We start from the raw sequence: 13105 nt of genomic DNA, 5'->3' as shown, positions 1-13105 counted from the left end.
AAAGGTGTGCTGAGTTAACGCACACCTTTTACCAATTTGTCTTATTTTTCATCCTCTTCGGATTTAGGACGTGAATCGACAACTTCGTCGATAAGGCCAAATTCTTTAGATTCTGCAGGTGTCATGAAGCGATCCCGTTCAAGGGCTGCTTCGATATCTTCGTATTTTTGACCTGTGTGCTGAACATAAATCTCGTTCAGGCGCTTTTTCAAAGACAGAATCTCTTGTGCCTGGATCTGAATGTCAGTGGCTTGGCCCTGTGCCCCACCAGAAGGCTGGTGAACCATGATGCGGGAATTAGGCAACGCGTAACGCTTGCCGTCAGCACCCGCTGCCAGTAGCAGAGAGCCCATAGAACACGCCTGCCCTAGGCAAACGGTAGATACGTCAGGGCGGATATATTGCATGGTGTCATAGATCGACAGACCGGATGTTACAACGCCACCTGGGGAGTTGATGTACATGGAGATGTCTTTGTCTGGATTTTCCGATTCCAGAAACAGCAGCTGCGCACAAATGAGGCTGGCCATATGATCTTCCACCTGCCCTGTTACGAAGATGATTCGTTCTTTCAACAGACGGGAATAGATATCATAGGATCGTTCGCCACGGTTTGTTGTTTCAACAACCATGGGGACAAGATTGCTCATTACGCTGTACGGATCAGTCATTATAAATTCGTTCCTTAAAAATTTGGTTTGCTAGAACAGCTGCATTAAAAAACCCACCCTACAGAAAGTAAGGTGGGTTTAAATTACGAAGCCTTTTCAATTCCCGCAAGGGGGAAGATCAGAAAAGTGCTAAAAAGCTTATTCTTCGTCTGCAGCTTCTGCTTTTTTCTTAGCCGGTGCTTTTTTCTTCGCAGGGGCTTTCTTTTTCGCAGCAGCTTTTTTCTTTGGCTTTTCTTCTTCTTCAGGGTTCAGGGCACCCAGAAGTTCGTCAGCTGTTACTTCTTTGTCGTTTACGTCAGCCAGTTCCAGGATGAAGTCGACAACTTTTTCTTCAAACAATGGCGCCCGCAGCTGTTCGATAGCTTGTGGATTGTTTTTGAAGTATTCGAATACAGCCTGTTCCTGACCAGGGTAACGACGTGCTTCGTTCATTACCGCACCGTTCAGGTCGTCCTGAGACAGTTCGATTTCGTTTACACGGCCAACTTCTGCCAGAACCAGACCCAGACGTACGCGACGCTCAGCGATTTCTGCGTATTCGGCTTTCAGTTCGTCATCAGACTTGTCTTTGTCTTCAGCGTCAATCTGTTCAGGGTTGTTTTTGCGTGTTTCTTCGAACTGAGCCCAAATCTGGTCAACTTCGCCAGTGACCAAGCTTTGTGGCAGGTCAAACTTGTGACCTTCGTCCAGCGCGTCCAGCAGGTTCTTTTTAACGTGCTGGCGTGTCATTTGTTCGAATTCTTTGCCGCGTTCTTCACGAATCGCATCTTTCAGCGCATCCAGTGAGTCCATGCCGACTTTTTTGGCGAGTTCATCGTCGATAGCAGCAGGTACAACAGTGCGGATTTCGTGAACTGTACATTTGAAGACAGCGTCTTTACCAGCCAGGTTTTCAGCGCCGTATTCTTCAGGGAAAGTCACTTCAACGTCTTTTTCTTCGCCAGCTTTCAGGCCGATCAGTTGATCTTCGAAACCTGGGATGAAGGAACCAGAACCAATTTCCAGGTTGTAGCCTTCGCCTTTACCGCCGTCGAATTCTTCACCGTCGATAGAACCGACGAAGTCGATAACTGCGATGTTACCTTTAGCAACTTTCTTGGCTTTGGATTTAGCTGGTTCAGAATCTTTGTTTGCATCAGCGATGCGCTCAAGTGTTTCGTCGATCTCTTCGTCTTTGATCGGAACAGTCAGGCGCTCAAGCTTGATTTTTTTGAAATCCATTGTGTCGAATTCAGGGAAGAGTTCAACAACCATGGAGAATTCCAGATCTTCGCCGTCTTCGAATTTGGTGATTTCGATTTTTGGCTGTGCAACTGGACGCAGTTCGTTGTCAGCGATTGTTTTCTGAGAAGTTTCGTTGACTGTCCCTTCCAGAACTTCACCCATGACAGACTGGCCATATTTCTGGCGCAGGATTTTCGCAGGTACTTTACCTGGGCGGAAACCTGGGATCTTGATTGTTTTGGAAATCTCGGCAAGGCGAGTAGTCACTTTTTCTTCAATATCTGCTGCTGCAACAACAACATTATATTCACGTGTCAGGCCTTCGGCCTTGGTTTCAGTAACCTGCATGTCTGAAAATCTCTATGTAGATGAGTTATACGAATTCGTTTTTTGAATCTAAAAGCTGGCTGCTTTTTTCAGTTTTTTGGTGCGGGTGGAGGGACTTGAACCCCCACGCCGTGAAGCACCAGAACCTAAATCTGGCGTGTCTACCAATTTCACCACACCCGCGGTTACCAAAAAACTGTATCGATAGCGCCGAACGCCCGATCCAATTGGCGGCACACTCTATACATTCCAAACGCAGTGTCAACAGAGAAGTACGGTTATTTTTGCAAAGAATTGATAACTTTAGGCAAAATATCGCCAATATCTTCCGCAATCAGGCCTGATCCGAAGGCTTCGGCGCATTTTCCATGGAGCCATCCGCCCAAGCGACCGGCGTCATATGCATCCAATCCCTGAGAAAGCAGTCCAAGACAAATGCCAGCCAAAGAATCCCCGCTTCCAGCCGTTGCCAGCCAAGGCGTTCCGGTCGTGTTGATGGCCGCACGACCATCCGGGGCAGCGATGACAGTGTCAGGGCCTTTTAACAGAATGACATAGCCGGATTGTTGGGCGGCTTGCCGTGCGCGTTCAAGTTTACTGCCTTCTAAATCAGGAAATAATCGACTGAATTCCCCTTCATGCGGTGTCAGAAGCGTTTGTGCATTTCGGCTGGGTATATTAAGGTCAGCCATCATAGTCAGAGCGTCTGCATCAACGATCAGATTTTTGTCGCGGTTCAATAAGGATTGAACAATTTGGCGTCGACCTTCTCCGACCCCCATCCCGGGCCCAACGAGAACGGCGTTTTTTCGTGGATCGGAAAGTAATTCGTCTAAATCAATATCAGAAACAATATTCCCTGCCTCGGCTTGGCGATAGATCATATATGCAGCACCACGTGCCGTAATGGTGACAAGCCCGCCCCCTACCCGGCGTGCGCAATTGGCAGCAAGGCGCGATGCCCCTGTCATTCGCTGTGCACCGATCACAACCCCATGACCACGTTTATATTTATGTGTCTCCACGTCCGGCCAGGGGAAAAGAAGGGCTGGTTCGTTCTTTTGGACCTGTGGGGCAATCTCTCGGATTGTTTCGTCCGTGATCCCGATATTAGCGATAATTAAATCACCACAGTATTTTCGTGCCGGATAAAGGTAATGTCCGGTTTTGCCGCGTGCAAAAGTAACAGTGACATCCGCAGGAACGGCGACGCCTCTGATCTCACCCGTATCACCATCCACACCACTTGGAACATCAACGGCAACGACAGGGATATTCATATTTTTAACCGTATGAAGAACATCGGCAACCTTGCCTTCAATATCACGGGCCAGCCCGGCACCGAAAATGGCGTCAACAATTAGTGCGGCGCCATCAAGGTATTCCGGTAACAAAGGATGTGTCTCAAACGGCCATTTGTCCGCATTGGCTTTTGCGTCACCCGTCAGCTTGTTACGATCACCCAATAACAGGATATCGACCTTCCAGCCTTTTTGATGAAGCTGGCGCGCAACGACAAAGCCATCACCGCCGTTATTACCGGGACCACAAAGTATAACAGTCTTTCTGGGGGACCAGCGTTGGGTGATTTCGCGGGTAATGGCGGTTCCGGCGGCTTCCATCAGTTTCAGGCCGGATGTGCCCTTTTCAATGGTGATCCGGTCAGCGTCATACATTTGTGAAACCGATAAAAGATAGTTTTTTGACGAATTCGCGGTAGCCATGCTTGCCTTTACCCCCAACAGCTTTTAAATACCACAGTCATTATAACAAGAAAATGTGAGCGTTGTCGTGAGAGTATTGGTTCTCGGCGCAGGTGTGGTGGGTACAACAACGGCCTTTTATTTAGAAAGGGCCGGACATGAGGTCGTGGTTATAGACCGTCAAAATTCCCCTGCAATGGAAACCAGTTACGCTAATGGTGGGCAAATCGCTGCGGCCCATGCTGATCCTTGGGCCAGCCCATCTACGCCGATGAAAGCGCTGAAATGGATGGGGAAGAAAGACGCCCCGCTTTTGTTCCATTTCATGCGTCTGGACCCCAGCCTATGGTCCTGGTGTTATAAGTTTTTGAAAAACTGCACGACAGATCGCACCGTTGTGAATACCGAACGCACGCTTCGTGTTGCCTTGCACAGCCGTGAGTGTCTGAAGAAAATCCGTAAAGAAATTGATCTGGATTATAATCACCGCGAAGAAGGTATCTTGCATTTCTATCGCAATCAGAAAGAATTTGATCAGGCTGTAACCGCAGCTTCGACAATGCGCGAGTTTGGTCTGGATCGTAAAGTCCTGAGCCCGGCTGAATGTGTGGAAAAAGAAGGTGCTTTATCCAGTGTTTCTTCTGAATTGGTCGGTGGGATTTATTCCGCCGATGATGAAAGCGGGGATGCGCATCAGTTTACCCAACAGATTGGTGCCAGCTGTCGTCAGAACGGTGTTGAATTTCTGACAGATCACACAATCTTGTCTCTCGAAATGGATAAAGGCAAGATCACAGGGGTTAAGACGGACAAGGGTGTCATCACGGCAGATCGTTATGTGGTTTGTATGGGAAGCTTTAGTGCACCGTTCTTAAAATCTTACGGGATCAACCTGCCAATCTATCCGGCGAAGGGTTACTCCATCACCCTACCCCTGACTAAACCGGATGCGGCCCCTACCGTCAGCCTGACGGACGATGAATTCAAACTGGTCTTCAGCCGCTTGGGCAATAATCTTAGGGTTGCTGGCACTGCTGAACTTGGCGGGTATAATACGGACATCAATCAAATCCGCAGCCGTTTTATTCTGAATAAGACATTAGAGTTGTTTCCAGGCTGTGGTGATCCAGAGGATGTGGAATTCTGGGCCGGGTTGCGTCCCAAAACACCAGACAGCGTGCCGATCATCGGGAAGACCGCTATCGATTCTTTATATCTGAACACTGGACACGGCACTCTGGGTTGGACGATGTCCTGCGGGTCTGCGCAAATAATTTCTGATATAATCAGTGAAAAACCTACACAAATTGAGCTTTCCGGACTCGGTCTTGATAGATTTTGATCTTGCATTGCAGCATTTTCTTGCTATTGCGCATCTGAAGGGTAACAATTGCCCAAATATACAAGGAAGATGACGTAGGAGACGCAAATGTCAGCCAAAATTCTAACCATCGCTCAGCAAAAAGGTGGTGCAGGTAAAACCACGGTCGTGGCCCAATTGGCGACAATGTATGCATCGCAAAAGAAAAATGTGGCTCTTGTTGACATTGATCCACAGGCAAGTCTGACTTCCTGGTTTGCAGAACGTAAAAGGACATTGGGCGAAGATAACCGTATTGTTCTTTCCAGCGTCGGTGGCTGGCGTTTGAAAAATGAACTGGACCGTCTGAAACGCGATTTCGACGTGATCCTTGTCGATGCCCCACCCCATGCAGAAACAGAGGCCAATATCGCGATCCGCTATGCTGATCTTCTGGTGATCCCTGTGCAGCCAAGCCCGATGGATGTTTGGGCAACAGCACCGACTTTTAAACAGGCAAAGAAAGAAAAGACAGAAGCTATCGTCCTGATGAACCGTATTCCGCCACGAGGCAAGCTTTTGGAAAAGATCAAAGGTATGCTGGAAGAAGACGAACGTCCGATGTTGGAATCCACCTTAGGCAATCGGGTTGCTTTCCCATCAAGTATGATTGAAGGTCTGGGTGTGGTTGAATCTGATAAGCGCAGTGCAGCGACGCGTGAAGTGAAAGCGCTGGCAAAAGAAATCTGGAACAAGTAAATGGCAAAATCCAACGCCGACCATGCAAAATTTACAGCTGATAATGTTGAAGTTATTGAAAAGAAAACACCGTTTAACGGTTATTTTCAAATTGATGCATTGACGTTGCGCCATAAAAAGCATGACGGCGGCTGGACTGATGCCATGACACGTGAAATCTTTGAACGTGGTCATGCGGCTGGCATGCTGCTTTATGATCCCAAGCTGGATGTTGTGATTTTAATCGAACAATTCCGCCCCGGGGCATTCGCAGCAGGCTATAATCCTTGGCTTCTGGAAATTCCGGCAGGGATTATTGAAGAAGGTCAGAGCGCAGAAAGTGTCGCGGTTCGTGAAACCGAAGAAGAAACAGGTTGCCACGCAAAACGGGTAGAATTCATCTGTGATTATCTTGTCTCCCCCGGCGGCACAACAGAATCTATGCATTTATATTGTGTAGAGGTCAATTCAACAGAAGCCTTTGAGGTGGGTGGGCTTGAACATGAAGGTGAAGATATCGCTGTCGTTAAAGTTTCATCCCAAAAAGCCTTTGAATTGCTAGAAAACGGAAACCTGCATAATTCCATGACGATCATCGCTGTACAGTGGTTGAAATTACAGCTTAATGAAATACGTCAAAAATGGTGTGAATAAGATTAATTAACACTTATATCAGATTAAATGTTGAACTCTTCTAATCAACTGCCTATTTTCTTATCAACCTATTTGTAAATGAGAAGAGACTAACATAATGGACATTCGCAACGGCTTTGTCGGGACCATTGGCAATACCCCCCTTTTAAAACTGAAACAGGCTTCTGAAGAAACCGGCTGTGAAATTCTGGCAAAAGCCGAATTCCTGAACCCCGGCGGATCAATCAAAGACCGCGCCGCGCTGGCCATCATCCGTGATGCAGAAGCCAAAGGTCTGCTGCGCCCCGGTGGTGTGATTGTTGAAGGTACGGCTGGCAACACGGGGATCGGCATTGCGCTGGTCGGTCGTGCCCTTGGCTATCGTGCCGTGATCGTTATGCCGGAAACGCAAAGTCAGGAAAAGAAAGATATGCTGCGTCTGTGTGGGGCAGACCTGCGTCTTGTGCCTGCGGTTCCTTATAAAAACCCGGACAACTATGTGCATTATTCGCGCCGTCTGGCTGAAGAAATGGCAAAGACGGAAGAAAACGGTGCAATCTGGGCCAACCAGTTTGATAACGTCGCCAACCGTCAGGGCCATATCGATACGACCGCGCAGGAGATTTGGGAACAGACCGACGGTAAAGTTGATGGCTTTGTCTGTGCTGTGGGGACTGGCGGGACGCTGGCTGGTGTTTCCATGGGGCTTAAAAAGCACAATGAAAACATCAAGATCGGTATTGCCGACCCGATGGGTGCCGCGCTTTATCACTACTATAAACATGGTGAGCTGAAGGCTGAAGGTTCTTCGATTACTGAAGGTATCGGTCAGGGCCGCGTGACGGCAAACTTGGAAAACGCTGTTGTTGATACGGCTTATCAGATCAGCGACCAGGAAGCAGTTCTCATTACTTTTGACCTGCTGAAGAACGAAGGTCTCTGTGTTGGTGGATCATCCGGTGTCAATGTTGCTGGCGCCATCCGTTTAGCCAAAGAAATGGGTCCGGGCCACACAATTGTGACGGTCCTGTGTGACAGCGGAACGCGTTATCAGAGCAAGCTGTTTAATCCGGAATTCCTGCTGGAAAATAATTTGCCGGTTCCAGACTGGATGTAAGCTAAAAAACTTACTGTTCTTGGCGAGTTTTTGCTTGCCAATTCATGGTGGAAAGTGCCCTTATATTCGTAGATAAAAATATGAATATAAGGGGCACATCATGACTTTCAAAAACCCTCAAGCACTCGTAACCACAGACTGGTTGGCAGAACATATGTCTGCACCGGATGTGCATATTGTCGATGCCACTTATTTTTTACCTGTCGAAGGTAAAAGTGCGCGCGATGCGTTTGAAGAAGCGCATATTCCAGGTGCACAATTCTTTGATGTCGATGAAATCAAAGATAAAAAGAATCCCCTGCCCCATATGATCCCGTCTGCGGAAATGTTTTCATCCAGAATGCGTAAAATGGGTCTGGGTGATGGTTGCCGGATCGTTGTTTATGATGCGCGTAATGGCGGTTGTGCAGCGGCGCGCGTCTGGTGGATGTTCCGCCTATTCGGTCATGAAGACGTCGCCGTTCTGGATGGTGGTCTGGGTAAATGGCTGGCAGAAGGTCGCCCAACGGAAGATGGTGCAGCCATTAAGCCACAGGAACGTCACCTGACGTCGCGTGTAAATAATTTCATCATCCGCGATAAAGCCCATATGCTGAAAAACATCGATGCGCGCCGCGAACAGGTGGTTGATGCCCGTTCAGCAGAACGTTACCGAGGAGAAGGTCAGGAACCTTGGCCTGTTATCAAGGTGGGGCGCATTCCAAATTCATTAAACGTGCCTTGGGACAGCCTGATTGATCAAGACAAGGGTGGCGTCTTTAAAACAGCGGATGAAATGCGCGACATTTTTGATGCAGCTGGTGTTGATCCACGCAAACCCATGGTCGCCAGTTGTGGGTCCGGTGTGACAGCCTCTGTCCTTGCTTTCGCAGCCTTCCTTTTAGGGAACAAGGATGCAGCCGTTTATGACGGGTCCTGGGCAGAATGGGGCGCATGTGAAGACACCCCTGTTGAATAAATCAGTTCCGTAAAACTTTTTCGATGGCCCCCGCGAGATTTCTTGCGGGGCTATCTTTTTGTGCTATAGCTTGTCCTAACGTTAATTTCATAGCACCAAGGCTATCAGGATTATGAAAAAAGATACCAAACTTCTGCACGCTGGTCGTAAACCCGAAGACCATTTCGGGATCGTCAATCCGCCTGTTTATCATGCCTCCACCGTGACCTTTCCAACTGTCGAGGCCATGAACAAAGCGGATCAGAACCCGACAGAAGGTGTCTTTTATGGACGCATGGGGACGCCAACGACGCGCGCTTTTGAAGAAGCAGTTGCTGAACTGGAAGGTGCTGATCGCGCGATTGCTGTCCAGTCGGGTCTGGCGGGTATCACAGGCGCGATCCTGTCTTTTATCAAGGCGGGTGATCATATTCTGGTGGCCGATAGCGTTTATTTCCCGACCAAGAAGTTCTGTAATAATTTCCTGTCCAATCTGGGTGTGGAAGTGACTTATTACGACCCGATGATTGGTGCCGGGATCAAAGAGTTGATGAAAGACAATACCAAGATTGTCTTCACCGAAGCGCCGGGCTCACTGACCTTTGAAGTGCAGGATATTCCGGCTATTGCCAAAGCGGCCCATGATCATGGTGCGCTTGTGATGATCGATAACACCTGGGCGGCGGGCTATTATTTTAATGCCTTTGAACATGGCTGTGACATTTCTATTCAGGCCGCGACCAAATATATCGGTGGGCATTCCGACATTATGATGGGGACAATCGCTCTTCGTGAAGAACATTATAAGAAGGTCAAAGTGCAGCTGAATACGCTGGGCTATTGCGCCGGGCCGGATGATTGTTATTTGGGGCAACGTGGACTTCGTACCCTGCCCGCGCGCCTGCGCCTGCATGAACAAAACGCGTTGAAGATGGCTGAGTGGCTGCAGGAACGCCCTGAAGTCACCAAGATATTGCACCCGGCTTTTAAAGATTGCCCGGGTCATGAAATCTGGAAACGCGATTTCACAGGGTCCAGTGGTTTGTTCTCTATTGTACTGGATGGAAAATACACACAGAAGGCAGTGGCTGCGATGTTGGACGGTCTTGAACTGTTCCCCATGGGATACAGCTGGGGCGGCTATGAAAGTTTGATCATTCCGTTTAATCCCAAGGGCGCGCGTCAGGTCACCGACTGGGTCGAAGACGGTCCATGTTTGCGTATTCATGCAGGTCAGGAAAATATTGAAGATTTGCTCGCCGATCTGGATAAAGGTTTTGATCGGTTGAATAAGGCCTAAGCAGACTTTATAATTGATAAAAAATTAATCAGGATTTGAATTCATGGGTAATCACGTAACCAAACTTCAGGACAAAATCGAATCAAAAGGGATTGGACGCACCATCCTGCGACTGATCTTTATTTCGCTGCTGGTTGGCGTGATCATGTCGTTCTTTGACATTACCCCACAGTCCATCCTGGAAAACTTCGGTGAAACTGTTTCCAAAGTCTATGGCGTGGCGACGGGCTGGTTACGCTGGATGGTGCCTTATATCCTGCTGGGCGCAACCATTGTGGTCCCGGTCTGGGCGGTGCTGGCGCTGTTGAAAATGGGTGGGCGCAAGAGAAAGGACTAAGCTCTAGTTCTAATCCTTCTGCTTTCTATCATTGAGATAGCCATTAAAATCTGCTGCGGGAAGTGGGCGACTGTAATAGTAGCCTTGAATGTATTCACATTCGCGTTCCTGTAGCATTTTTATTTGTTCTGCTGTCTCTGCCCCTTCTGCAACCACTTTTAAATTGAGGCTTTTCGCCATAGAAATCATGGCGTTGACGAGGGCTGCATCTTCCGGGTCGCTCTGCATATCCTTGATGAAGGACCGATCGATTTTTAACACCGAGATCGGGAATTTCTTTAGGTAACTGAGGGATGAGTACCCGGTCCCGAAATCATCAATTGCGAGACTGATTCCCATCCGGCTGAGGATATTTAACTGTTCCAGTGTGGTTTTATCATCCTGAATCAAAAGATTCTCGGTAATTTCAATGGTCAGGGCTTCAGGCGGAAGCTGATTCTCGTCCAGAACTTCCTGAACCAATGTTGGGATGTTCACCCGCTGGAACTGACGGCTGGAAAAATTCACCGCGATGGAGGGGGGATTCTTCAATGTCTTGTGCCAGATCGCGGCTTCCCGGCAGGCTTCGCGCAGGACCCATTCCCCGATGGGAAGAATTAGCCCGACTTCTTCTGCCAGCGGGATGAAATCCGTCGGGGATATAATCCCCTTTTTGGGATGTGACCATCTGATCAGGGCTTCGCATTTCATGACCTTGCCAGATTTGCCAGAAATAATTGGCTGGTAGTTCATGACAAATTCGTTGTTTTCCAAGGCGACATAGAGGGCGTTTTCCAGTTCTCTACGTTTCTGGGCTTCCTGATCCATTTCGGCGGTGAAAAACTGAAAGGCGTTGCGCCCTTTGTCTTTGGCGCGATACATGGCACTGTCGGCATTACGCAAAAGCGTTTGCGGGCTATAGCCATCTTCCGGATAGACCGTCACACCGATGCTGGCAGACACAAAGGCGCTGTTGCCGTCAAGGTCATAAGGCTCGCTTATTTTTTCAAGGATTTTGCCGACCACTTCTTCCACATTGCGCATATCCTGGATATCAGGCAGCAGAATCGCAAATTCATCACCGCCCAGGCGCGCACATGTATCAGACTTACGCGTAAGCGCCTGCAGACGCTGCGCGGCCTCTTTCAGCAATTCATCGCCCATAGAATGACCCAGGGTGTCGTTGATGTGCTTAAAACGGTCCAGATCAAGGAACAGCAATGCCACCCGGTTGTGATCACGTTCCGCGCGGTAAATAGCACCGGATAAATGATCCATAAACAGATTGCGGTTTGCCAGGTCGGTCAGATTGTCGTAGTTCGCCTGATGCTGGATATGGTCTTCTGCTTGTTTACGTTTGGTAATGTCGCTGAATATGGCCACATACCCTTCCTTCACTCCTTTATTATCATGGAGGATAGAAATTGTAAGTCGTTCGGGGAACGTTTCACCGGATTTTCGTTTGTTCCAGATCTCACCTTCCCAGAATCCATTGTCTTCCAGGCGGCGATACATATCATCATAGAAACTGTCGTTATGCTGTCCGGATTTCAGGATTGCAGGATCCGCACCGCGCACTTCATCAAATTCATAGCCTGTGATGGCGGTAAAGGCCGGATTGACCATTTTGATCCGATTATTGATGTCAGTGACCATGACGGCTTCTCGCGCCGTTTCAAAAACGGACGAAGCGAGGCGGAGTTCTTTTTCGTCTTTGCGTCTTTTTTGCAGCAGATAAAGCAGAAACAGGATGACGATGGAGAGAATCACCAGACCTGCATTCATCATATAGAACGTCTGCTGTGCCTTCTGTTCGATGGTTTTTGTCTGCTGTTCAACGATATCTTCCAGGCGGCTCTGATAGTGCCAGATGTCTTTTTGCAGTTCGCGCTGTTCAGAAATATCGCGAATGATGGAAAAAAGCAGAACTTTACCGTCAAATTTGTGGGGGACGGAATGGACTTCGACCGTGCGAATGTCATCATTGCCCAGCTTATGGCGAAAGATAAAGAAATTGCGCCCTTGTTCTTTGGCAAGCTGGCGTTCTTCAGCGACTTGTTCAGCTGTCAATTGATTGATTTGCTGAATGCGCATCTGGCGCAACTGATCACGCGTATAATTATAGAAATAAGCAGCAGAATCGTTGGCATCGACGATCATCCCTGTTTTCGGGTCGATCAGAAGCATAACCGTATTATGTTTTTCAAAAACTTCCTGAAAAGTGGGTTGTGCCTGCACAGGAAGTGATAACCCAAATACAGCTATAGCCGCCGCAAAAAAAATGCGAAGTGCATAATTCATAGTTTCTTCTCTCGCCTGCTTTTATCTTCTTTTTTTCGAAGATTAGCATTAATTGAAGCAAGAAGAAACTATACGATTGAACTTTAAAAGGAAAATGGCGTGCCCAGAAGGATTCGAACCCTCGACCGTCCGCTTAGAAGGCGGATGCTCTATCCAGCTGAGCTATGGGCACTCCGTAAGAATGACTAAACAGCCTTAATCATCTTTGTATATAAGTTCAGGTCAAACTGAGTGATCGAAATCAGATAATTCGATCAAAGGCGAAGTTGTCAGCGTAACTTTTGATCTGCAGTTTGCGTTGTTTCGGTTCTTTCACCTGATAGGAAAGACCCTTTTTCTCGGCAAACGACACTGCGAGTTCTTTGCTTTCAAACTTCATTTGTAACTGTTTGCGGGTATCACCGCCCCCAGTCCAGCCCATTAATTCGTCAGCGCGCTCTGCCGCGATGGGCATGAATTCAAGAATCCAGTTGTTGGTTTTCGCACGACCTGATTGCATGGCATTTTTTGCAGGTTGATAAATACGAACGTCCATTTT

The 13105-nt window shown here is 48.1% G+C and carries 12 protein-coding genes and 2 tRNA genes; 7 read left to right on the top strand and 7 right to left on the bottom strand.

The genetic code is table 11. The features are described 5' to 3' along the window. Positions 1–41: 41 nt before the first annotated feature. From clpP to RYZ26_RS04355, 4 genes are all read right to left on the bottom strand, one after another. On the bottom strand, positions 42–671 hold the full coding sequence (gene clpP, locus RYZ26_RS04370) for an ATP-dependent Clp endopeptidase proteolytic subunit ClpP (RefSeq protein ID WP_317681939.1): 630 nt from the start codon (positions 669–671) through the stop codon (positions 42–44). Between the two features lie 138 nt (positions 672–809). Then, positions 810–2243, bottom strand: coding sequence for a trigger factor (tig, locus tag RYZ26_RS04365; protein ID WP_317681938.1), 1434 nt, complete (start codon positions 2241–2243; stop codon positions 810–812). Between the two features lie 77 nt (positions 2244–2320). Continuing rightward, positions 2321–2405, bottom strand: a tRNA-Leu gene (locus RYZ26_RS04360). 95 nt (positions 2406–2500) lie between these two features. Further along, entirely contained in the window at positions 2501–3946 is a 1446-nt protein-coding gene (locus RYZ26_RS04355) for an NAD(P)H-hydrate dehydratase (protein ID WP_317681937.1), read from the bottom strand. Between the two features lie 67 nt (positions 3947–4013). Here RYZ26_RS04355 and RYZ26_RS04350 point away from each other — a divergent pair, with 67 nt between their 5' ends. The 7 genes from RYZ26_RS04350 to RYZ26_RS04320 all read left to right on the top strand — a co-directional run bounded on the left by RYZ26_RS04350 (position 4014) and on the right by RYZ26_RS04320 (position 10287). Further along, complete coding sequence (locus RYZ26_RS04350) at positions 4014–5267, top strand: D-amino acid dehydrogenase (protein ID WP_317681936.1); 1254 nt, start codon at positions 4014–4016, stop codon at positions 5265–5267. Between the two features lie 87 nt (positions 5268–5354). Beyond that, complete coding sequence (gene parA, locus RYZ26_RS04345; RefSeq protein WP_317681935.1) at positions 5355–5984, top strand: ParA family partition ATPase; 630 nt, start codon at positions 5355–5357, stop codon at positions 5982–5984. Then, positions 5985–6617 carry an NUDIX domain-containing protein gene (locus RYZ26_RS04340; protein WP_317681934.1) on the top strand — a complete coding sequence of 211 codons (633 nt, stop codon included), beginning with the start codon at positions 5985–5987 and terminating at the stop codon, positions 6615–6617. 97 nt (positions 6618–6714) lie between these two features. Further along, entirely contained in the window at positions 6715–7713 is a 999-nt protein-coding gene (locus RYZ26_RS04335; protein ID WP_317681933.1) for a cysteine synthase A, read from the top strand. Positions 7714–7813: 100 nt separating this feature from the next. Then, positions 7814–8671: a 3-mercaptopyruvate sulfurtransferase gene (gene sseA, locus RYZ26_RS04330; protein ID WP_317681932.1), complete on the top strand. Its 858-nt coding sequence runs from the start codon at positions 7814–7816 to the stop codon at positions 8669–8671. A 112-nt stretch (positions 8672–8783) separates the two neighbouring features. Next, complete coding sequence (metC, locus tag RYZ26_RS04325) at positions 8784–9950, top strand: cystathionine beta-lyase (RefSeq protein WP_317681931.1); 1167 nt, start codon at positions 8784–8786, stop codon at positions 9948–9950. 43 nt (positions 9951–9993) lie between these two features. After that, positions 9994–10287: a DUF6460 domain-containing protein gene (locus tag RYZ26_RS04320; protein WP_317681930.1), complete on the top strand. Its 294-nt coding sequence runs from the start codon at positions 9994–9996 to the stop codon at positions 10285–10287. Between the two features lie 9 nt (positions 10288–10296). On the opposite strand, the gene RYZ26_RS04315 is transcribed toward RYZ26_RS04320, so the two are convergent. The 3 genes from RYZ26_RS04315 to RYZ26_RS04305 all read right to left on the bottom strand — a co-directional run bounded on the left by RYZ26_RS04315 (position 10297) and on the right by RYZ26_RS04305 (position 13102). Next, entirely contained in the window at positions 10297–12567 is a 2271-nt protein-coding gene (locus RYZ26_RS04315) for a sensor domain-containing protein (protein ID WP_317681929.1), read from the bottom strand. A gap of 95 nt (positions 12568–12662) precedes the next feature. Continuing rightward, positions 12663–12739: transfer RNA gene (locus RYZ26_RS04310), tRNA-Arg, on the bottom strand. 69 nt (positions 12740–12808) lie between these two features. Continuing rightward, entirely contained in the window at positions 12809–13102 is a 294-nt protein-coding gene (locus RYZ26_RS04305; RefSeq protein WP_317681928.1) for an ETC complex I subunit, read from the bottom strand. Positions 13103–13105 lie beyond the last annotated feature (3 nt).

The organism is Terasakiella sediminum (genome assembly GCF_033100395.1).
In the GTDB taxonomy this organism is placed as follows: Bacteria; Pseudomonadota; Alphaproteobacteria; order Rhodospirillales; family Terasakiellaceae; genus Terasakiella.
Note: the sequence above shows the minus strand (reverse complement) of the source record. Positions and strands in the feature narration are given on the sequence as shown.

Coding starts and splice junctions, on each gene's coding strand:
- clpP (WP_317681939.1), bottom strand. CDS start 671: ATGACTGATCCGTACAGCGTAATGAGCAATCTTGTCCCCATGGTTGTT.
- tig (WP_317681938.1), bottom strand. CDS start 2,243: ATGCAGGTTACTGAAACCAAGGCCGAAGGCCTGACACGTGAATATAAT.
- RYZ26_RS04355 (WP_317681937.1), bottom strand. CDS start 3,946: ATGGCTACCGCGAATTCGTCAAAAAACTATCTTTTATCGGTTTCACAA.
- parA (WP_317681935.1), top strand. CDS start 5,355: ATGTCAGCCAAAATTCTAACCATCGCTCAGCAAAAAGGTGGTGCAGGT.
- RYZ26_RS04340 (WP_317681934.1), top strand. CDS start 5,985: ATGGCAAAATCCAACGCCGACCATGCAAAATTTACAGCTGATAATGTT.
- RYZ26_RS04335 (WP_317681933.1), top strand. CDS start 6,715: ATGGACATTCGCAACGGCTTTGTCGGGACCATTGGCAATACCCCCCTT.
- sseA (WP_317681932.1), top strand. CDS start 7,814: ATGACTTTCAAAAACCCTCAAGCACTCGTAACCACAGACTGGTTGGCA.
- metC (WP_317681931.1), top strand. CDS start 8,784: ATGAAAAAAGATACCAAACTTCTGCACGCTGGTCGTAAACCCGAAGAC.
- RYZ26_RS04320 (WP_317681930.1), top strand. CDS start 9,994: ATGGGTAATCACGTAACCAAACTTCAGGACAAAATCGAATCAAAAGGG.
- RYZ26_RS04315 (WP_317681929.1), bottom strand. CDS start 12,567: ATGAATTATGCACTTCGCATTTTTTTTGCGGCGGCTATAGCTGTATTT.
- RYZ26_RS04305 (WP_317681928.1), bottom strand. CDS start 13,102: ATGGACGTTCGTATTTATCAACCTGCAAAAAATGCCATGCAATCAGGT.